Below are 19,608 nucleotides of genomic sequence, written 5' to 3' on the forward strand. Positions count from 1 at the left end.
CTCCTTCCTTTGTTACAGCCTGTCGAGCAAGCCGCGCAGCTTCCCGGGAAAATCGGTGATGATGCCCGATACGCCCAGTTCGACCAGCGCCCGCATCCGCGGCTCGTCGTTCACCGTCCACGGATAGACGCGCAGCCCGAGCCGCTCCGCCTCCTCGACGAACGACCGGTCGACGAGCTTATGGTGCGGGTGAAGCGAGTACGGCTCGACGCCGTACTTGCCGTGCGCCTCCGCCGGCCGCAGCGGCTTCGTATCGTACAGCAGGCCGATCTTCACGAGCGGCTCCGCCCGCTTCAAGCGGACGAGGCATTCGTGATTGAACGAGGAGACGAACACGCGCCCGAATAGCTCGCGCTCGCGGAGCATGCCGATCAGCGCGTCCCGCAGCGCGGGCGAGTCGCTTTTGATTTCGACGTTGACCTCCATCCTCGGCGGGACGAGGTCGAACACGTCCTCGAGCAGCGGCAGCCGCTCGCCCGCGAACGCTTTGCCGCCCCATGAGCCGGCATCGAGCTTTTTCAGCTGCTCGACCGTCATCTGTCCGATTTCGCCCTTGCCGTTCGTCGTCCGGTTCACCGTCGTGTCGTGGCAGACGACGAGGCGGCCGTCCTTGGACGGATGGACGTCCAGCTCGATCGCGTCCGCGCCTTGCTTCACGGCGAGCGCGAACGACGCCAGTGTATTTTCCGGCGCGTCGCCGGCCGCGCCTCGATGGCCGACCACCCGGACCGGTTTCGTTGTCATGCGGAAGCACTCCTTTCCTTGTAACGCCCCTATAACTTCTTCGCTGGCCCCGCAATCCCTCCCGCCCGGCCGATCGCCGTTCGATCCGTGCGGACGGAGACTCCCTCCTTTACGGCTCCATGCTGTCCGCCGGCTCCCCGGACACGAACCGGAAGTTGTCGAAGTACAGCGTCTTCGCCGCGCTTTGCTGCCACATCCACAGCTCGATGCCCTTCATCTGCGTCAGATCGAGGTTCACCTGCTTGAGCGGCACCCGGATCGTCTCGCCGCGTCCGGCCCGGACGTACTGCATGAACGTATCGTCGGTTTTGCCGTTCAGCCCGTGGAACTTGACGTAAAACTGCACCGTTTCTCCCGGGTTGAACACGTCGAACTCGAGCGCCTCGAACGCCGACCAATCCGCGCTGCGGAACCCTTTGCCCGCTTCGAACAATCGGATATTCGGGAATTTCGCTCCCGCCTTGTAGACCGCCTTCAGCGAATGCGCGCCTTCCGTCGCGTGCTCGCCGGACAAGCTCGTCTCGACCGTCGACGACGTCCACCGCTTGACCGCCTGCTCGGTTTCCGCCCGGTTGAGCGCAATCGCGTACGTCTGCGCCGTCTCCTTCACGGCCAGCTTGAGCACGATCGTCTTCGTCGCTCCGCCCGCCGAGACGGCGACGGTCACGTCGTGCAGACCCGGCGCGAGCGCAATCGTCGTGTCGAACCGGTCGTACGTGTCCGCGGTGACGGACGGCGCGAGCGTCTGGCCGTTGACGGCCACTTGGGCGCCTTTGCCCGCAAACACCGTTATGGTACGGCTGCCCGGCACCGGCGTCCCCACCGTGACAAGAGCGGCCGGGTCGCGTTCGAGGGCGACGATGCTCTCCGCCACCTCGCGGCGCACCTGCAGCAGCTTCTCCGGATTTTCCTCGTAATCCCGGATATGGTCGTACAGCCGGTCATAATAAGGCTGAATCGCTTCTTTCGCCGAGAACGTCCCCTCGCCGATACCGAGCTTGGCGGCCGCCTCGTTCAAGCGCTGCTCCAGCAGCCACAAGTATTCGTAATCCTCCGCGCCTTCGCGCAGCGTCTCCATGCGGATCGTGCCGATCGGACCGTCGATGCCGAGCGCCGTGCCGGGGTAGAACAAGTAGCCGTCGCCGTTCGCCCCGGGGAACGCCATCGGGTCGGTCCAGACGTCGCGGTCGACGTACTGCTTGCCGTTCCATTTCTTGAAAATGGTCGTCGACCAGAACAGCGTCCCTTCGACGTCGTTGTCCCGCTGCATCCAGGACAGCAGCCGCGTGCCGACCGAATCGTCGTCCAGATGGTACGACGGGAACGGATGCTTCGGAACGACGCACGTGTACCACCAGACGTGGTCGCCCAGCGCCTGCCGCTCATGCGCGAAATCGTAATCGTACTTGTCGATCTCCGGCACCCATATATCGACGTCGCCGACGAGTTCGTCGACCGGCTGGATCGTGACGAGGCTCGGCACATCCGGCGCGACCCGGCGCAAAATGTCCTTGTAATTGCGCACGTCCGGGTAGCGGTTCACGCCGGGCTCGTCGACCAAATAGTAAAACGCTTTGCCGAGCAGCCCTTTGTCGCGCAGCTTGTCGACGAGCTCCTTCGACTTCGCCTCGTCCACGTTGCCGGCCGCGTCCCGGTACAGGGCGAGCCGGTAGGCCGACACCTTCGGGTTCGTGATATAGGGCTCCGCCCGACGCACGAATTCGTCCACGTTGTCGAACGGTACGGGCAAGTAGCTCGGGGTCAGCCGGTTGTCGACGGACGCCCAGTAATACTTGTCGAGCAGCGCCCAGAACGGCTCGCCCGAGATGCCGCCGTGGGCGTAAGCCACTTGGTCGCCCCACAGCGTGAACGCCGTCTTCGTATGGCTTTCGTCGGTCAGCTCGAAGTCCCATACCGTCAGCTCGATCGGCACCCGCACCGGATTGCCCGTCTCGTGCAGCGTCAGCTCCCCGGTATACGTTCCGGCCGGCTGCCCTTTCGGCACGTAGACTTTGATCCAGATGCCTTGGTTCTGCCCGGCCGCCACCTCGAGCTTTCCTTCCTCGTCGAGCGGGATGAGCGCATCCGGGTACCAGCCCTTCGGGTAAGCGGCCGTCGTCGACGTCGTCACCTCGATGTAATGCTGCCGGAACAGCCGGATGTCGTCGCGGCGTATTTTCGCGCTGCCGTCCGTCTGCTTCAGCTCGCTTACCGACACTTGGAGCTTGCGGAGCGGCTCGCTTCCCGTACGGACGATCACCTGGCCGCCCTCGTATTCGTTGCGCGCCGCTTCCATGCGCAGCGTCTTGACGCCGCCGTCGGCCGGCGCGGGCTGGTCGCGCATCACCTTCTGCGTGTTCGTCGGCACCCAGAAGTCGAATAACGGCTCCGTCTTGGCGGAAGCCGCCGCCGGCAAGACGCCGAGGAACAGCAGCAGCGCCATGAGCGCCGCCGCGATCGATTTGCGCTTCGTCATATGATTCATTCTCCTTTTTCATCCCGATTTTAGACAAAACGATCCCCGGACCCGCAGCCGCGCCGTCCGGGGACCTTGTCGCCTTCCCGTTTTCCTGCCCCCCAAATTGAAGTAGATCGTTGATGCGCATTCCCGATTGCCTGGGGCGCCGTTACCCTAGTCGTCCCGCTTAGCCGGTTATTTGCCGCCGCTGTACCGTTCGTAAGCCGCCGTATACAGCTTCAAATAGTCGGCCAAGCCCATCTTGTTCAGCGTGCTCACGTATTTGTCCCACTCGGTGAACGGCACGTCGCCCACGATGAACTTCGTCGTCATCTCGTCGACGTACTTGTTGATGTCCGTCGACAGCGGGCTGAACCGGTTCAGCTCGTCTTGCGTATACGTGAACGCGGGCCACACTTCCTTCGGCCAATACGGCTCGACCAGCTTCGCCGCCGCCATGCTCGGAGCGGACGCTTCGCCGCCCTTGAACGTCTTGGACGTCAGCATCGCCGGGTAGAATCCGCCGGCCCACGAGACGAACTTGGACGAATCCTTGTTGTATTCCTCCGTATATTCGAGCGTGCCGTCCGGCTTCTCGTTGTAGCTGAGTCCTTTGACGCCCATGAAGAACAGCTTGCTGCCTTCCTCGCCGTAGAAATGGTCGATCCAGCGGACGGTCGCCTCCGGATGCTTGTTTTTGTTCGTGATGACGAACGCGCCGACGTCGATGAGCGGCGAGCGCGCTCGCGAGAAGACCTGGTCGCCGTGCGGCCCTTTCAGCGCCGGTGCGCCGACGAAGTTTTTGATCGTCACGCCGCCGATCGCGTGCGGGCTGTTCGTCTCCGAGGCGCCGACGACGCCTTCGGCGAGCTTCGTATTGACCTCCGGCCCTTTGATCGTCAGGACGTTGTCGATGAACAATCCTTCCTTGTACAGCTTGTTCATATATTCGAGCAGCTCTTTGTAGCGCGGATCCGCCGGAATGAAGCGCAGCTTGTTCGTCTGCGGATCGACGTCGACGCGCGGATGCATGTTGCCGCGGTTGCCGAGACCCCATGCGCCCTTCAGCTCGTCGAGCAGGGAGCCGTAGCCGCTCGCGGCGTACGGAATTTCGTCCGGCTTGCCGTTTTTGTTCGGGTCCTGCGTCTTGACGGCCTTCAAATATTGGTACAGTTCGTCCGTCGTCGTCGGCGCCTTGATGTTCAGCGCGTCGAGGAACGCTTGGTTGTACCACAGCTTCGTGCCGATCAGCACCGACTTGAAAGCGGGATCGTAAAACGTCGGGAACGAGTAGATGTTTCCGTCCGGCATCGTCAAGCCGCGCTTCACCTCGGGATATTGATCCAGCAGCTTTTTGAAGTTCGGCGCGTACTTGTCGATCAGATCGTTCAGCGGGATGAAGATGCCTTGGGCGCCGTAGTTCGCCACGTCGAGGCTGGAGAACCGGGCCGTATGGAACGCGTCCGGGTAATCGCCCCCCGTCAGGACGAGATTGCGCTTCTCCGTCAAGCTTTCCGCCGGCGTCAGCTGGAAGTCGACCTCGATGTTCGATTGCTTCGCGTATTCTTTCCAGACCGGCAGCTCGTTCCAGTTCGCCGGGGCCGACGTCGCCTTGCCCGCGAAAAAGGTCAGCTTGATCGGCTCCTTCACGATCGGAAAACCGGTGACGTTCACGCCCGCATCTTTGCCCGCATTCGGCGCCGCGCTCTCTCCCGGCTCGTCCTTGCCCCCGCAGGCGGCCGTCAGCCCGGCCGTCATAACCGTGGCGAGCGCAAGCGAGGTCAGCTTCTTGAATTTCATGTCAGGTGGACCCTCCCCATGATTCGATTGGATGATGACTTCTATTGCGAAACAAGGACCGTTTGGCGGATATTAGCCCTTGATAGCGCCGATCAGCATGCCTTTCACGAAATACTTTTGCAGGAACGGATACAGGAGCAATACCGGTAAATTCGAGACGATGACGATGGCGTATTTGATCGCCTCCGCCTCCATCAGATGCTTCTGGACCGACAAGTCCATGCTCGACGTCATTTGGTCCATCTCCGATTTGATCAAAATTTCCCGCAAAAACAGCTGCAGCGGGTATTTGTCCCGGTCGGACAAGTAGATCAAGGCGTTGAAGTACGCGTTCCAATGGCCGACGGCGTAGAACAGGATCATGACGGCGATGATCGGCATCGACAAGGGCAGCACGATGCGGACGAGCGTCTGGATGTTCGTGCAGCCGTCCATTTCCGCCGATTCCTGCACCTCGGTCGGGACGCTCGCCTGGAAAAACGTCCGCATGATAATAATGTTCATGACCGACACCGCGCCCGGAATGATGAGCGCCCACATCGAGTTGATCATGCCGAGCTTCTTCACGAGCAGGTAGGTCGGGATCAAGCCGCCGCTGAAAAACATCGTGAACACGATGAACGCCGTTATGACGTTGCGGCCCATGAAATCTTTGCGCGACAGCGGGTAAGCGGCGGCGATCGTCATCGCCAAGTTGACCGCCGTGCCGACGACCGTATAAATAATCGTGTTGATGTAGCCGCTCAATATTTCTTTGTTCGCGAATACGCGCTCGTACCCGATAAGCGACAAGTCCTTCGGCAGCAGCCATACCTCGCCTCGCATGACCGCCGCCGGATCGCTGAATGAAGCGCTTACGACGAAGACGAGCGGGTACAGCACGGCGACGAGAATGAGCGACAGCAGCCCGTAGATGACGGCCAGCGTCGTCCGGTCCCCCCAAGTTTCCTTCATTCGTCTTCCTCCTTACCACAAGCTGGTTTCGTTCAGTTTTTTGGCGATATAGTTCACGGAGACGAGCAGCACGAAGTTGACGACCGAGTTGAACAGGCCGACCGCGGCCGAGAAGCTGTACTGGGCGCCGACGATCCCGCTCGTGTACACGTACGTCGAGATGACGTCCGAGCTTTCCTTGTTCAAATCGTTTTGCATCAAATAAATTTTTTCGAAGCCGACGCCCATCAGATGCCCGACGTTCAGGATGAGCAAGATGATGACCGTGGGCAGGATGCCCGGCAGGTTGATGTGCCAGATGCGGCGGAGGCGGCTCGCCCCGTCCACCCGGGCCGCCTCGTGCAGCGTCGGGTCGATGCCGGCCAGCGCGGCCAAGTAAATGATCGAGCTCCAGCCCATCCCCTGCCAGACGCCGGACCAGACGTAGATCGACTTGAACCATTGCGGCTCGGTTATGAAGCTGATCGGCTGGAAGCCGAGCCATTGGACGAACAGGTTGACCATGCCGTGTCTCGGATCGAGGAAGATGAGAATCATCCCGACCATGACGACCGTGGACAAAAAGTGAGGCGCATACGTGACCGTCTGCACGAACCGCTTGAACGGCTTGCTGCCGACCTCGTTGATCATGAGCGCGAGCAGCAGCGGAATCGGAAACCCGACGAGCAGCGAATAGAGGCTGATGCCGAGCGTGTTTTTGATCAGGCGCCAAAAGTAAAAGCTTTTGAAAAACCGCTCGAAATGCATGAAGCCGGCCCAATCGCTGCCCCATATGCCTTTGGCGGCGATGAAGTTTTTGAAGGCGATCTGCACTCCGTACATCGGGTAATAGTCGAAGATCAGGAAGTAAGCGATGACGGGCGATATTAACAAGTACAAGTCCCAATTTTTGCGAAACGACCGCTTGAAGGCCGACCACTTCGTCTGCCGGGCTTCGATCGGTTTCGCTTCCGTTACGGCGGCGTTGCCCAAAGGTTCGTTCCCCCTCTTTCCCGAACGCGATTATGAGATGATGCGGCCTTATCGGGCCGCGAACGGCTGCAGGCCGAGCATCCACGGCTCGGGCTGCTTCACCCGCACCGGCATGCCGCCCGCTCTCATCGATTCCGTCGCCGCGCATCCTACCGCCACGCTCATGCGGCCCGCGATCGGCTGGGCGATCGGCTCTTTGCCTTGCAGGATCATGTCGATGAAGTCTTCGCATATTCTCGGATCCGCCCCGTTATGCGAGCCTTCGGCCTTCTTGATGTCGTAGATCCGGTCCGACAAATCGCGCCACGTGCCGGATTTGCGCGATTTCAGGTACACCCGGTTTTCGGTTTCCGAGTTTTCGATGCGGCCCTCCGTGCCGATGACCGTGTAGTTGCGCAAGTAATCGGGCGTGAAATGGCACTGCATGTACGACGCTTTGACGCCGCCCTCCAGCTCCATCAGCACCATGCTGTTGTCCTCGACGTCCACCTCCTCGCGGAACGCGCATTGCGTAAGCGGGCCGAAGCGCGCTTCCGGACACGTCTCCTTCTCCGCGCATTCGGGGCACGTAAGATCGTTCGGCTTGCCGCCACCGAAATAGTCGACCCCGCCGAAGGCCGACACCTTCGTCGTATAACGGCCCGTGATCCAATGGATGAGGTCGATGTCGTGGGACGCCTTCTGCAGCAGGAGCGAGGTCGTATTGCGCGAGCTGCCGTGCCAGCTGTGGTAATAGTAATCGCTTCCAAGACCGACGAAGTGACGCACCCACACCGCCTTCACGTCTCCGATCTCGCCGGAAGCGACGATCTCCTTCATCGTCCGGTACATGTTCATGTAGCGCATGTTGAAGCCGATCATGAACTGCTTCCCGGAACGCCGCCACGCCTCCAGAATGCGGTCGCAGCCTTCCACCGTTATCGCGAGCGGCTTCTCGCAGTATACGTGCTTGCCCGCTTCGAGCGCCGCCACCGCGTGCTCGTCGTGGCACCGGTCCGGCGTCATGACGACGATCGCGTCGATGTCCTTGCGCTCGAGCAGCTCCCGGTAGTCCAGTGTCACGTCGGCGTCGGGATTGATCCGTTCGCGGAATTTGCCCAGGCGGGCCGGATCGGCGTCCGCCCCCGCCACGACGACCGACCTGCCGTTCGGCTGATGCCAATATTTCGTAACCCCGGCCCGCCAGCCGAGGCCGATGACGCCGATGCGAATTTGCTCCATGATTCCCGTTTCCCCTTTCGCGCCATGTTGTTTTGGGCCCAAATATTATGATTGTTTGGCTACCAGCCGAAAAAAAGGGATACTAGCGGATCAACCGCTACTATCGCCTATTCGAGTGTACGAAGACGATTGCCGGACGAGCAGCTCGAACGGCATGAACAGCTTGAACGGAAGCGGGTTCGCCCCGTTGATCTGGTCGACGAGCACCTTCGCCGCCATCATGCCGATTTCGCTTTTCGGAATATGGATGGTCGTGAGCGGCGGCGACGTAAACTGCGACACTTCGATGTTGTCCAGGCCGACGAAGGCGACGTCCTGCGGAATGCGCAGCCCCCGCTCCGCCACGGCCCGCATCGCCGATATGGCCATCATGTCGCTCGCGGCGAATACGGCGGTCGGTCGGAGGCCGGCGTCGCCGTCCATCAGCGCTGCCATGCGCGAGTAGCTGACGCCCACGTCCCAGCCCGCATTGATGACCCAGTCGGGCTTGACATCGAGGCCCGCCTCCTGCATCGCGTATTGATACCCGCGAAACCGCTTCTCGCGCTCCATGTCGCCGGTCAGCCCGGCGCCGCCGATGAAGGCGATGCGGCGGTGGCCCTGATCGATCAGATGGCGTACGGCCGACTTGGCCGCCTGCACCCGGTCGTACGAAATGACGGGAACGGTCGGGTCGCTGATGTCGATGCCGACGACGGACGGGACGACCTTCTTGATATACTCGTACACGTCCGGATGGATGCCTTCGACGATGACGATGCCTTCCAGCTTCGTCTCGTGCATCAGCTTGCGCATCGCCGCCTCGCTCTGGATTTCGTCCATCGTCAGCACGTACGCGAGCGTATAGCCGAGCTCGCCCAGCTTCTTCTCGATGCCGGCGAGGATCGGAGAGAAGTAAGGGTGATTGTATTTGTTTTGCGGCACGGACACGATGCAGCCGATTTGGCGGGCGGCGGACGGACCGTTCCCCGCTTTGGGCCCGGCGGCGGACGGCGCCGGCGACTCGTAGCCCAGCTCCTTGGCCGCCTTCCATATTTTCGATTTCGTCTCCTGGCTGATGTGCCGGCTCGTATCGTTGTTGATGACGCGGGACACGGTCGAGATGGAGACGCCGACGTGCCGTGCGATATCTTTGAGTGTTGGCAACTTTTCGTCGATTCCCCTTTGGTCGATGGATGGATCGGGACGTCGTTTTGGGCAATTCTCGATTTATTTGCCCCAAACATTATAGGCTTATGATACCAGCGTCAGAAACGGTTTGTCAAAGCTTTTTTGTGTAATGCTTGTGTAAATTGGCGACATTTTTGGGCCCAAACTAATTGAGGTTTGCACGGCGTTTCCCCGCCATGGCGTTGTCCGCCCGCCTCCTGTATAATGCAGGTGAGGTGACCCGCCATGGAAAGCCATTTTCTCGCTTATTTGTACCGGTTACGCTATATCGAACGGTGGAGCCTGATGCGCAACGTCGTCAAGGAGAACGTCGCCGAGCATTCGTTCCACGTCTCGCTGCTGACGCACGCGCTGTGCACGATCGCCAACGTCGTCTACGGCCGCGGCCTGCCGACGGAGACGATCGTGACCGCGGCGCTGTTCCACGATACGACGGAAGTATTCACGGGTGATATCCCCACACCGGTCAAGCATCATAATCCCGACATTTTGCGCAGCTTCCGCGACATCGAACGGCTGGCCGCCGAGCGTCTCCTCAATATGGTGCCGGACGAGCTCAAGGACGCGTACCGCCCGCTTGTCGGCACGAAGCCGGCCGATCCGGAGCACGCCCGCTACATCAAGGCGGCGGACTTGCTGGACGCCTACTTGAAGTGCGTCTCCGAGCTGTCCGCCGGCAACCGCGAATTCGCCGTCGCGAAGAAGCAGATCGAGCAGTCGATCGAACGGCTCGACATGCCCGAAATCCGCTACTTCCTGCGGCATCTCGCCCCGAGCTTCGAGCGGACGCTCGACGAGCTGAACGAAGCCGACGAAGCGCTTGACGCGTCCAAGCCGGCGGAGCGGGACGGCGCACCGTAAAGGACCGCCGCAACGAAAAATCCGGTACCCCTCGGCGGGTACCGGATCGGCTTCATCGCGCTTGCATACGTTGATCGGCTGGATCTCGCCTCTCGAATCGGGAGTCGGCAGCGTCAGCCTTTAAGAGACAGAAGCTTCCGTAATCGCTCATCCCGCAGCCAAAGGGCTCCCCACAATATAATCGCAACGTAGAGCGGAAAGAAAAGGTTTGAAAATAGCGGGGCATCCACCCGCAGCTGAGCCGCCATCGCACCGCCCAAATAACCCGTCAGCAGCAGCGCACCCCAAACGGAAGTGCGAGGAATCATATACAGAACGGTGGAAAGCAAGCCCAAAACCCCCATGACCGCCATATGCCGCTCCGTAAATCCGAGCTCAAGCGTCGCTTTGACAACCGGTTCGGGCCCGACCATTTTCCCGATCCCGTCGAAGAGCATGAACAGAATGACAATCCCGCTCATGATCCGTGCCGTCCATACGCGTGCTTTCGACATTTCACTCTTCCTATTCGTCTCCGCGTTCGTTACCGTCTTCATCTTCAATTCGCGTTCCATCATCATCTTACGCTCCTCCTCCTCGATTTTATTGTTTCACGATTTGCCAATGGACGCCGAACTTGTCTTCGATCTCCCCGTAGTAAGCTCCCCACGGCTGCGGCTCGAACGGAAATTTGACCGTCCCGCCGTTCGCCAACTTCCCGAATGCCTCACGCGCCTCGTCCTCCTGCGTGAAGGAGAGCGCCAGCGAAAGGGAACGCCCGCCGCTCGCCGGTCCGAAGGAGTCGGACAGGAACAGGACATTGCCGCCCGCGACCTCAAGCGCCATGTGCATCACTTTATGTTGGCTCTCCGCCGGAATCCCCGGCATCTGGCCGAAGGTTGTGACGGACGCAATCCGCCCTCCCAAAGCTTCTTGATAGAAACCCGCTTGCGTTCTCGCATCCTCCGAATGAATATAAGCGTTCAGTTGTGCTTTCATGTTCAACATCCTTTCGAATTTGGTTTTTGGTTTTTTGTTGCCTTCATTAAGGCAACGAACGGGTACCCGCGAAATCGACACGCCTGCAAAAACTTTTAAAAAAAAAATTGCCGCTACGTTTCTTTCACCTCGCGCACTTCGATCTCTCCTTCGCCAAGTCCGTGGGGATCCGGCATGCGAAGAGCCCATTCGACCGCTTCTTCCCGCGATCGGACGTCGATCAGCGTGAAGCCCGCGATGAGTCCCTTCGAGTCGGTGAACGGACCGTCCGTAAGCTGTACTTTCCCGCCCCGAACGGGTTGCGCGAGGCGAAAGCCGTCAACGGTTGGACGGAGGTCTTCGGCTGTGATGAGCACCCCCGCCCTTTTGAGCTGCTCCTTGTACTTGGACATCGCATCAAGCAGCTGTCGGCTCGGCGGTTTGCCGGCTTCGGAATCCTTCGTCGCCTTGACGATCATCATGAATCGCATGAGTCAGTCCCTCCTGTCGTTACTCTTTAGAGTTGCCTCTACTGTCACAACGAACGGAATGGAGAGAAATCGACGAGCCGGGAAAAAAATTAGAAAAAAAACCGCCCGATATCGGGCGGTTGGTAGGCCGGGCGTCGGCGTGAGTCGTCATTCCTCCGCACACTCGGCGGCGCGCTTCAAGAGCAACTCACGCTCACGCACGTTTTGCGTAAGCGATGCGGCCCGCTGAAATTCGAGGCAGGCTTCCGGCTTGCGGCCGAGCTTCATTAGAAAATCGCCGCGAACGCTCGGCAGCAGGTGATAGCGCTGCAGGGACGGCTCCGACAGCAGCTGGTCGACGATTTCAAGCCCCACCGCCGGACCGAACGCCATGGATAGGGCGACGGCGCGGTTCAGCTCCACAATCGGTGACGGCGCGGCCCGAGAGAGCGCATCGTACAGCGCCGAGATGCGTACCCAATCGGTCTCCGCCGCCGTCCGGGCCCGCGCATGACAGGCGGCGATGGCGGCCTGCAGCGCATAGGGACCCAGCGGACGGCCCGTCTGCTGGGCGCGATCGAGGGCGGCAAGCCCGCGTCGGATCAGCAGGTGATCCCAGAGCGCCCGGTTCTGGTCCAGCAGCAGCACAGGCTCGCCCTTTGCGTTCACGCGTGCCTTGAACCGCGAAGCCTGGATTTCCATGAGGGCTACCAGGCCGTGAACTTCGGATTCGCCCGGCGCTATCTCGGCCAGGATCCGTCCGAGCCGCAGCGCCTCTTCGCACAGCATGGGGCGAATCCAGCTCGCGCCCGAGGAGGCGGAATACCCTTCGTTGAACATGAGGTAAATGACCTCGAGCACGGACGACAGCCGAGAGGCCATCTCGGCCTTCGGCGGCACCTCGAAAGGAACGCGAGCTTCCGCAAGCGTCCTCTTCGCGCGCACGATCCGCTGGGCGACCGTAGCCTCGGCGACCAAATACGCACGGGCGATCTCCTCGGTCGTCAGTCCGCCGAGCAGCCGAAGCGTCAGCGCCACACGCGCCTCGGTGGACAAGACTGGATGGCAGGTCGTAAAAATCAGCCGCAGCAAATCGTCCCCGAAATCCTCTTCCAGAACGGCATCGAAATCCACGTCATGCCGCGTATCCATCTCCCTGCCGATCGCCTCGTACTTCTGCTCGCGCAGCTTGTTTCGACGGAGCAGGTCCAGGGCGCGGCGTTTGGCCGTCGTCATCAGCCAGGCGCCTGGCTTTTCCGGGATGCCGTCGGACGGCCAGCGCTCGATGGCGATCAGCAGCGCGTCCTGCGCCAAGTCCTCCGCAAGCCCCACGTCGCGGACCATCCGGGCGAGGCATGCGATGATTTTGGCCGATTCGATTCGCCAGATCGCGTCGATCGTTCGATGAAGGGCGGAATCCGTCACGTTCTTTTCCGCCTGGTCACCGTTTCACGCAAATGCTCCTCTTTGGCGAGCGATTCCGGGTCCACGAAGATTTCCGGCGCTTCGAAAACTTGGCGCACCTCAATCTCGCTTTTGCCGTCGCCATACGGATCCGGCATCCGCAGCGCCCATTCGATCGCTTCCTCCCTGGATTTCACCTCGATGAGCGTGAAGCCGGCGATCAGCTCCTTCGCTTCCGTGAATGGGCCGTCCACCACTTTCGGCTTGCCTCCGGGCTCCGGATACGAGATCCGGATCGCGTTCGAACTCGGATGCAGTCCCTCGGCGGCAACGAGCACCCCCGCTTTGACCAGCTCTTCGTTGTACTTCAACATCGCATCCACGAGCTCTTGACTCGGCGGTTGACCCGCTTCCGTCTCTGGCGTGGCTTTGACAAGGATCATGAATCTCATCCTTAACCCCTCCTGGAAATTTTGGTTTTGGTTACATTATTTCAAGCGCAAGCGTGCTGACGGCCTTTTCGATTCGCCGCTGTCTCGTTTCGGCCGTCTTGGCCTCCTCGATGCTCAATACGAAACGCCGCTTGTTGCTGTAAGACAGTCCCTCGAAAAAAGACTTCGCCTTCTCGTGCCGTGCCAACGCTTCCAAGAAATCGGCCGGCACCACAAGCTCGCGGGGCTCGGTATCGAGCGCCAGCTCCACCTCGAGCATGTCGCCGGCAGCGATCTGCGCCTTCTCCCGGTGCTCGGCGCTGACCGGAATCAGGAAGCGGCCGCCCATCACGGCAACCGTAGTCCGATACGTGTAGCCTCGAATCGTTACGCGAACGGCCGGTTTTTTGCCGCCGCCCAATCCGGCCACAATCTCCTCCGGAACCTCAATGCCTGTCGCGGTCTTTCCGTGCAACTCCAATGTGGCGGTAAACGTTGCCATTTGATTCCCTCCCGTGGTTTTTATTTAAAGTAATCTGCCAAAACGGGCGCCAAGACGGCGGCTTTCACGATATGCGTCTCCCCGGGCAGCGTTTGCTGCTTCGCATTCGGCAGAGCCTCCGCCAACGACCGCATGGCGTTGCGCATCCAAGCCGGACTCTTGCCGCCGACTGCGACGAGGGCGGGAACATGGACGTTTGCCCATCGGCGGAGCGTATCTTTGCGGCCTTTCTGGTGTTCGATCGTCAAGCGGGTGTCGAACGGGAGCGTGTGTGCGACCGCTTTGAGCTTGGACCAAGCGGGCATAAGCGGCATCATGGCCACAACCGGGGCCGGCAGCCCGACTCCCTTGCGCATGAACAGCTTGATGGCCGCGCTGCGCCGATTCGCTTCGAGAAGCGCCTTCAACTTCTCCTCGTAGCCGTCCGGAACGACCGGACGACTGTCGTCCGTCACGAAAGGCGCCTCGTACAGCGCCAGCTTCCTGATCGACGGAAGGCATTTCGCCGCTTCAAGCGCCAGCGCGGCACCCGAGGATATGCCATACACGAATGCGGCTCCCCCTGCTTCCTCGATCAACGCGGACATATCCTCGATTTCACGATCTACCGAGTAGGCAGCGGCGTTATTTCCACTCTCTCCGCGTCCTCTCCGGTCGTATGTATACACGGTAAAATGCTGCTGCAGCAGTGCCGCCAAGGCTCCATTGGGGCCGTTCGTTCGGCTGCAAAGCGCTCCGTCGACCAGCAGGAGCGGCGGGCCGCTTCCCAGCTTACTGTAAGCGATCGTCGTGCCGTCTTTCGAAATTACCGTTTTCATGGCGCCTCCCGGTTTCATTTTGACCATCCAATACAACAACGTATGGCTTCAACAAGAATCGACCGGATGTGTCTGATTTTTTTTATTTTTTTTCGAGAAAATGTACCTTGGAGCTTTGGAGTGAAGATTAGGGGCGTTTCATGGTCCGCATTATACTTTTACTTTTTCGACTTATGGAAGGAAATACCTGCTTCGTTCCCGTTATCTTCTCAATTAAAAAGCCCCAATAAAGCCTAAAAAGCTCCCCTAGCGAAAGGAGAGCTTACGATATTGCCGCTCGGCCGACGGACTAGCCGGCCAGAACAATCGCCGCAACAAAGACGATCTGAAGCACCGTTCGAGGCAGCAGACTCGGCACGGGCTGCCCGGCGATCGTCAATCGTTCTCGCGCCGCTTTCACGTTGGCCGGGAACATGGCGACAAGCAGGAGTGCCAAAGCTGCGGAGGCCGCTCGCGAAGTGGCCGGCAGCAAAATACCGACGGCCCCCGCCAGCTCCAGCACCCCCGTAATCGTCACGATCCGATCCGGCCGGGGGAAGCCGGCCGGCACCATGCGGATCAGATCCGGGCGTCGGCGTCCCCAATGCGCGGAGGCCGTCAGCAGCATCATGACGGCGACCGCCCCCTGCAGCGAGGTGTGCCACCCTGCGAAATAAGGGACGCCGAGCAGGCCGAGTCCTTGGAACAACAAAAAAGCAGCGATCAGCGCATAAAACGGTACCACAACAATCTCTCCCTTCGATCGGCTTCCCGCTTAGCGGGGATGGAGCTTGTCGGCGATAAACGACGCCAAATCGTGCCCGGATACGACCGCCTTCGCGTCCGGGATGGAGGCGCGAACGCGGAGGCCGAACGTCAGGAGCACGAACAGCTCCGCCGTCGATTCGGCATCGATCGTCTCCGGTATTCGCCCGTGCCGCTGCCCCGTTTCGATCCACAACCGGGATAACGCAACGGACCGCTCGTAATACCGCTTCAGTCCCGCCGCGACGACCGGGGCGTCTTCTTTGCCAAGCAAATACATCAGCACTTTGTTCGTCGCGTCGTGAGCCTCCCCGTAAGCGACGATGCTTTCCCGGATCACCTGCATCGGCTCCTCGAACGTCAGCCGGCCTTGCTCGATTTCGTGCAGGAAACGCGCGTTCGTCTCCTCGAGCCGTTCGTCCAGGAGCCGGACAAAAATTTCGTCCTTGCTTTTCACATAGTGGAAGATCGCCCCCTTGGACAAGCCCGACCGGTTCATGATGTCTTGCATCGTAACGAAAGGACAGCCTTTCTCCAGCACCAGCTCTTTTGTCGTTTCCATCAACAGCCGCATCGTTTGCTGTCTGCGTTCTTCCTGCTTCAACGCCGTTTCCTCCGTTCCATTCGTTTCCTTGTTTTATTATATAAACCGACCATCGGTTTGTAAATACCGAAAAAAACAGTCACACGCTTGTGTGACTGTTCGATCTTCGGCCGCCCGGTCCCGGTGCCGTTTAAAACGTCGCGCCCGCCGCCTTCGCGATCGCATCCTTCAGCATCATGTAAGCTTCCCCGTCGGTCAGCTTCCGCTCGTCCTTGAACATGCCGATCGTCTCCTTGCTCAGCCATCCTCCGCTTTCCAGCTCGGCTTGGGCAGTCTCGGCGGTGACGTCCAGGCCGAGTCCTTTCGCGATCGTCAAGCTCGCTTGCTGCAGGGTCAGCGGCTGCTTGGCCGGATCGGCCATCTGTTTCACCGCGGCGGAAGGATCTCCTTTAAACGCCGACTTGTACATCCGCCTGATATGGTTCACTTGATTGACCATCCGCTGCGCGTTGGAAGGGTTGTCCAGCTTGAACGCCTCGTTGTTGTACGAGCCTACGGCGATTCCCGTATAGACGGCCGCCTTCAGCCCTTCATACGCCGGATGCTTCATATACGGCTGCGGCTCCGGCGTATACGGCGCAAGCTCCATGCCTTGCTCGTCCAGACGCTTCTGCAGCTCGGCGATCAGCGGCTTCGATTGCGACAGGTCGCGGAACGACACGTTCCGTTCGGCTGCCAGCTTGACCGCTGCGCCGGCCGCCTGCCCTTCGACCATGCCGACCGGAATGACGCGCGCGCTGCCGTGCGCCAGCGTGTCGTAACTCGCCGACCGTCCCACGACGAGCAGCCCGTCCACATGCAGCGGAACGATGCTCCGAAAGGGCACCGCATACTTAATCGGGTGGACGACGACCGCGCCGTTGTCGGACGGCGACGTCCGCTGAATGTCGGCGGGATACGAGCCGAACGCGATCCGGTCCCATTGGTCCGCATTTTCCAGCAGGTCGATGACGCTCAACCGGTACAATCCGACCAAATGTCTCGTCTCGCGCACGTACAGCTCGGGAGCGATCCCGTCCAGCTCGGCGTTCCGAAACTCCTCGAACTGCTTCAAGTAATCGACGACGCGCGGAATTTCCTGCTTGGCGATGTCCAATCCTTCCCGGCGAGACTGCTCGCTCAACCCGTCGATTCCGAATATTTGCAAAGCATTGATCAGAATCGTACCGTCCAGCTGTCGGCCGATATTGAGGCCGCGCATTTTGGCCCGTTCCTTGTGGAGCGGCTCGTAATCCTTCATCTCGTTGCCGTACCCCCAGGCGGACATCCGGTCGACGCCGGTGTTGACGTCGTCGTCCCCGTTGAGCCGTTTGGCGATAAGCTTCCACGCTTTGTCGTCGATATGTTTCAAGCGAAACACCGCGGTTACGGCCATCCGGGAGTTGGGATCGCCCAAATCCTCGCGCCCGATCGTAAACGAAGCGCCCGCCGCGGCGGCTATATCCGCATCCTGCGTCGCGTCGATGACCGACTTGGCCGACACTTGCTGCTTGGTGCCGTCCGCCTTCGTCACGACGACGCCCTCCACCGTGCTCGATTGTTGCTCCTTCTTGACGATCGGCTCGACGACGGCGGCCTTCATGTACAGGTCGATGTTGCTCTCCGCGCGAACGAGATTGTAGAAAGCGTCCGCCGCCGTCACGACGTCGAAGGAATGTCCTTCCGTCTTCTTGTACCATTCCGCGAAAATCCCTTTGTTGAAATAATCCCGCTCCTGTCCCGGCAGCGGGGCCGACGTCCGGTCCCAGTTCATATCGATGCTGTTCAGCCAGCCTACCGTCATCAAGCCGCCCAGCACATCGCGTCCCCGGCTTTCCACCAGCAGCGTCCGCAGCCCGTTGCGAGCGGCCGAAACCGCCGCGGCGACCCCTTCCGGGTCGGTTCCGACGACGACGACATCGTAGTTGTCCTTCGGCGCTTCGACGGAAACGACTTGCTGCGACACCCGCTTGTCGCCGGCCGCCGAATTCGCGGATCGGGGCGACGGAGAGCTACCCGAGCGCTCCCCTTTTTGCCAGCTATAGTAGCCGGCCCCGCTTCCTACTACGACGACCACCAGGATGGCCGTTACGAATATCCATTTTTTCGACATGGGAACACCTCGTCCTAATGATAATGCTGCGGAGCTCGGCCGTCGCCTCAGCCGGACCACAGATCCCATGGTGTCGGGATGTCCCCATTATAAAGCGTAAAGGTTAATGCCTCTTTTTCGATCGCTTATGGGCCGCTTAATTGATCCTTAAAAAAAATTAAGAGTTGGGCGCAGAACCTGAAACGCTATTCCCGATAAAAGAGGCCGACCGGAACATGCCGGTCGACCTGAATCATGATTGAAAACGATCTTGCGGTTCTTCTATCGTTCGGCAGTCGAGCAACCCAAGGGCCTTCGACCATCGCTTCCCGTGTCAAGCCAGCGGGAGCCTCGTTTCGAATACCGTCTCTTTCCGGCTGCTTCGGGCGATAATTTGTCCGCCGTGCAGCTCGACGATGCTTTTGGTAATGGCAAGTCCAAGCCCCGTCCCGCCGTCCTGCGACGTTCGGGAGCGATCCGCGCGGTAAAACCGTTCGAAGATGAACGGCAAATCTCTCGCGGCGATCGGCTCGCCGTAATTGACGATTTCCACCACGGCGAAGCCGTCGTCCTTGCCGATACGGATGTCGACATAGCTGCCCTTGCCGCCGTAGCGAATCGCATTGGACAGCAAGTTTTCGTAGGCTCGCATCAGCTGCTGGCCGTCGGCTAGGATGAACAAGCCGTCGTCCTCCGCCGCCATCCGGCACGTCATGCCCGCCTTCGACAATTGCGGGATGAATTCCTCGGCCAACTGCTTCAGGAAGCCGTAGACGTTCACCTTCTTCAGCTGCAGCTCGATTCCTTCGCCGCTAAGCGACGTATACTCGAACAGACGGTCGATCAGCTTCTTCAAGCTTTTCGTCTTCTCGTAGGCGATATGGGTATAATAGCGCAGCTCCACCTCGTCGTGATACCGGTCCGCCTCGATCAGCTCCAAATAACCGAGAACCGAAGTCAGCGGCGTGCGCAAATCGTGGGAAACCCCGGTGATCAGCTCGTTTTTCGTCCGCTCCGCATTCCGTTCCTCCTCGATCGATTTGCGCAGCTTCTCCGTCATATGGTTGAAATGCTCGGCCACCGTTCCGAGCTCGTCCGCCGACTTCGCGACGATCGTATAGGTCAAATTGCCTTTCGCGATTTCCTGGAGGCCGCGCGTAATTTCCTCCAAGTAACCGAGGATTTTTCGGCTGAACAGAAAAAAATAAACTAGAAACAAAAAGCCCCCGGCTACGACCATAATCGGCGTCGACCCGATTTCGTTGACGACCCAGCTGATGGGAGCGGTGAACGGCTTCACGTGCAGCGCCGCGAGCATCACCTGGTAAGCGATCAGTACGGTGGCGACCGCGGACGCGATGCTGAGAATGAAAGCGAGGATAAACTTCCAGCGCATCGTATAGATAAAATTCGTTTTCATGCGTCCT

At 60.0% G+C, this 19,608-nt stretch carries 19 protein-coding genes; 1 reads left to right on the forward strand and 18 read right to left on the reverse strand.

All coding sequences use genetic code 11. The features are described 5' to 3' along the window. Positions 1 to 12 precede the first annotated feature (12 nt). The 7 genes from DLM86_RS00485 to DLM86_RS00515 all read right to left on the reverse strand — a co-directional run bounded on the left by DLM86_RS00485 (position 13) and on the right by DLM86_RS00515 (position 9,295). A complete protein-coding gene (locus tag DLM86_RS00485; RefSeq protein ID WP_110838001.1) occupies positions 13 to 744 on the reverse strand; it encodes a glycerophosphodiester phosphodiesterase in 732 nt (243 codons plus the stop codon). Between the two features lie 109 nt (positions 745 to 853). Further along, positions 854 to 3,220: a DUF4091 domain-containing protein gene (locus DLM86_RS00490; RefSeq protein WP_245954281.1), complete on the reverse strand. Its 2,367-nt coding sequence runs from the start codon at positions 3,218 to 3,220 to the stop codon at positions 854 to 856. 177 nt (positions 3,221 to 3,397) lie between these two features. Beyond that, positions 3,398 to 5,002 (reverse strand): type 2 periplasmic-binding domain-containing protein, encoded by a 1,605-nt coding sequence (locus DLM86_RS00495; RefSeq protein ID WP_110838003.1) that lies wholly within the window; start codon positions 5,000 to 5,002, stop codon positions 3,398 to 3,400. 72 nt (positions 5,003 to 5,074) lie between these two features. Then, complete coding sequence (locus tag DLM86_RS00500) at positions 5,075 to 5,956, reverse strand: carbohydrate ABC transporter permease (protein ID WP_110838004.1); 882 nt, start codon at positions 5,954 to 5,956, stop codon at positions 5,075 to 5,077. 12 nt (positions 5,957 to 5,968) lie between these two features. After that, on the reverse strand, positions 5,969 to 6,895 hold the full coding sequence (locus DLM86_RS00505) for an ABC transporter permease (RefSeq protein ID WP_245954329.1): 927 nt from the start codon (positions 6,893 to 6,895) through the stop codon (positions 5,969 to 5,971). Between the two features lie 81 nt (positions 6,896 to 6,976). Then, entirely contained in the window at positions 6,977 to 8,149 is a 1,173-nt protein-coding gene (locus DLM86_RS00510; RefSeq protein WP_110838006.1) for a Gfo/Idh/MocA family protein, read from the reverse strand. A 90-nt stretch (positions 8,150 to 8,239) separates the two neighbouring features. After that, a complete protein-coding gene (locus tag DLM86_RS00515; protein WP_110838007.1) occupies positions 8,240 to 9,295 on the reverse strand; it encodes a LacI family DNA-binding transcriptional regulator in 1,056 nt (351 codons plus the stop codon). 249 nt (positions 9,296 to 9,544) lie between these two features. Between DLM86_RS00515 and yfbR the strand changes: the two genes are divergently transcribed. Next, a complete protein-coding gene (yfbR, locus tag DLM86_RS00520) occupies positions 9,545 to 10,180 on the forward strand; it encodes a 5'-deoxynucleotidase (RefSeq protein WP_110838008.1) in 636 nt (211 codons plus the stop codon). Between the two features lie 113 nt (positions 10,181 to 10,293). Here the strand turns inward: yfbR and DLM86_RS00525 are convergent, their stop codons facing one another. The 11 genes from DLM86_RS00525 to DLM86_RS00575 form a co-directional block, all read right to left on the reverse strand. Further along, complete coding sequence (locus DLM86_RS00525; RefSeq protein WP_425453931.1) at positions 10,294 to 10,734, reverse strand: DoxX family protein; 441 nt, start codon at positions 10,732 to 10,734, stop codon at positions 10,294 to 10,296. A 28-nt stretch (positions 10,735 to 10,762) separates the two neighbouring features. Next, positions 10,763 to 11,158 (reverse strand): VOC family protein, encoded by a 396-nt coding sequence (locus DLM86_RS00530; RefSeq protein WP_110838009.1) that lies wholly within the window; start codon positions 11,156 to 11,158, stop codon positions 10,763 to 10,765. Positions 11,159 to 11,271: 113 nt separating this feature from the next. Then, positions 11,272 to 11,628 carry a YciI family protein gene (locus DLM86_RS00535; RefSeq protein ID WP_110838010.1) on the reverse strand — a complete coding sequence of 119 codons (357 nt, stop codon included), beginning with the start codon at positions 11,626 to 11,628 and terminating at the stop codon, positions 11,272 to 11,274. A gap of 147 nt (positions 11,629 to 11,775) precedes the next feature. Then, positions 11,776 to 13,032, reverse strand: a complete 1,257-nt coding sequence (locus DLM86_RS00540; RefSeq protein ID WP_110838011.1) for an RNA polymerase sigma factor — start codon at positions 13,030 to 13,032, stop codon at positions 11,776 to 11,778. Continuing rightward, positions 13,029 to 13,463 carry a YciI family protein gene (locus tag DLM86_RS00545; protein WP_110838012.1) on the reverse strand — a complete coding sequence of 145 codons (435 nt, stop codon included), beginning with the start codon at positions 13,461 to 13,463 and terminating at the stop codon, positions 13,029 to 13,031. The genes DLM86_RS00540 and DLM86_RS00545 overlap by 4 nt, the downstream gene beginning before the upstream one ends. Before the next feature lie 31 nt (positions 13,464 to 13,494). Beyond that, positions 13,495 to 13,944 carry a YdeI/OmpD-associated family protein gene (locus DLM86_RS00550; RefSeq protein WP_110838013.1) on the reverse strand — a complete coding sequence of 150 codons (450 nt, stop codon included), beginning with the start codon at positions 13,942 to 13,944 and terminating at the stop codon, positions 13,495 to 13,497. A gap of 20 nt (positions 13,945 to 13,964) precedes the next feature. Next, positions 13,965 to 14,762: an alpha/beta fold hydrolase gene (locus tag DLM86_RS00555; protein WP_110838014.1), complete on the reverse strand. Its 798-nt coding sequence runs from the start codon at positions 14,760 to 14,762 to the stop codon at positions 13,965 to 13,967. Between the two features lie 289 nt (positions 14,763 to 15,051). After that, positions 15,052 to 15,486 (reverse strand): DoxX family protein, encoded by a 435-nt coding sequence (locus tag DLM86_RS00560; protein ID WP_110838015.1) that lies wholly within the window; start codon positions 15,484 to 15,486, stop codon positions 15,052 to 15,054. A 30-nt stretch (positions 15,487 to 15,516) separates the two neighbouring features. After that, a complete protein-coding gene (locus DLM86_RS00565) occupies positions 15,517 to 16,110 on the reverse strand; it encodes a TetR/AcrR family transcriptional regulator (protein ID WP_110838016.1) in 594 nt (197 codons plus the stop codon). A 130-nt stretch (positions 16,111 to 16,240) separates the two neighbouring features. After that, on the reverse strand, positions 16,241 to 18,202 hold the full coding sequence (locus tag DLM86_RS00570; RefSeq protein WP_110838017.1) for an FAD-dependent oxidoreductase: 1,962 nt from the start codon (positions 18,200 to 18,202) through the stop codon (positions 16,241 to 16,243). Between the two features lie 313 nt (positions 18,203 to 18,515). Continuing rightward, positions 18,516 to 19,601 (reverse strand): sensor histidine kinase, encoded by a 1,086-nt coding sequence (locus DLM86_RS00575; RefSeq protein WP_110838018.1) that lies wholly within the window; start codon positions 19,599 to 19,601, stop codon positions 18,516 to 18,518. Positions 19,602 to 19,608 lie beyond the last annotated feature (7 nt).

Source organism: Paenibacillus flagellatus (assembly GCF_003217775.1).
GTDB lineage: Bacteria > Bacillota > Bacilli > Paenibacillales > NBRC-103111 > Paenibacillus_AB > Paenibacillus_AB flagellatus.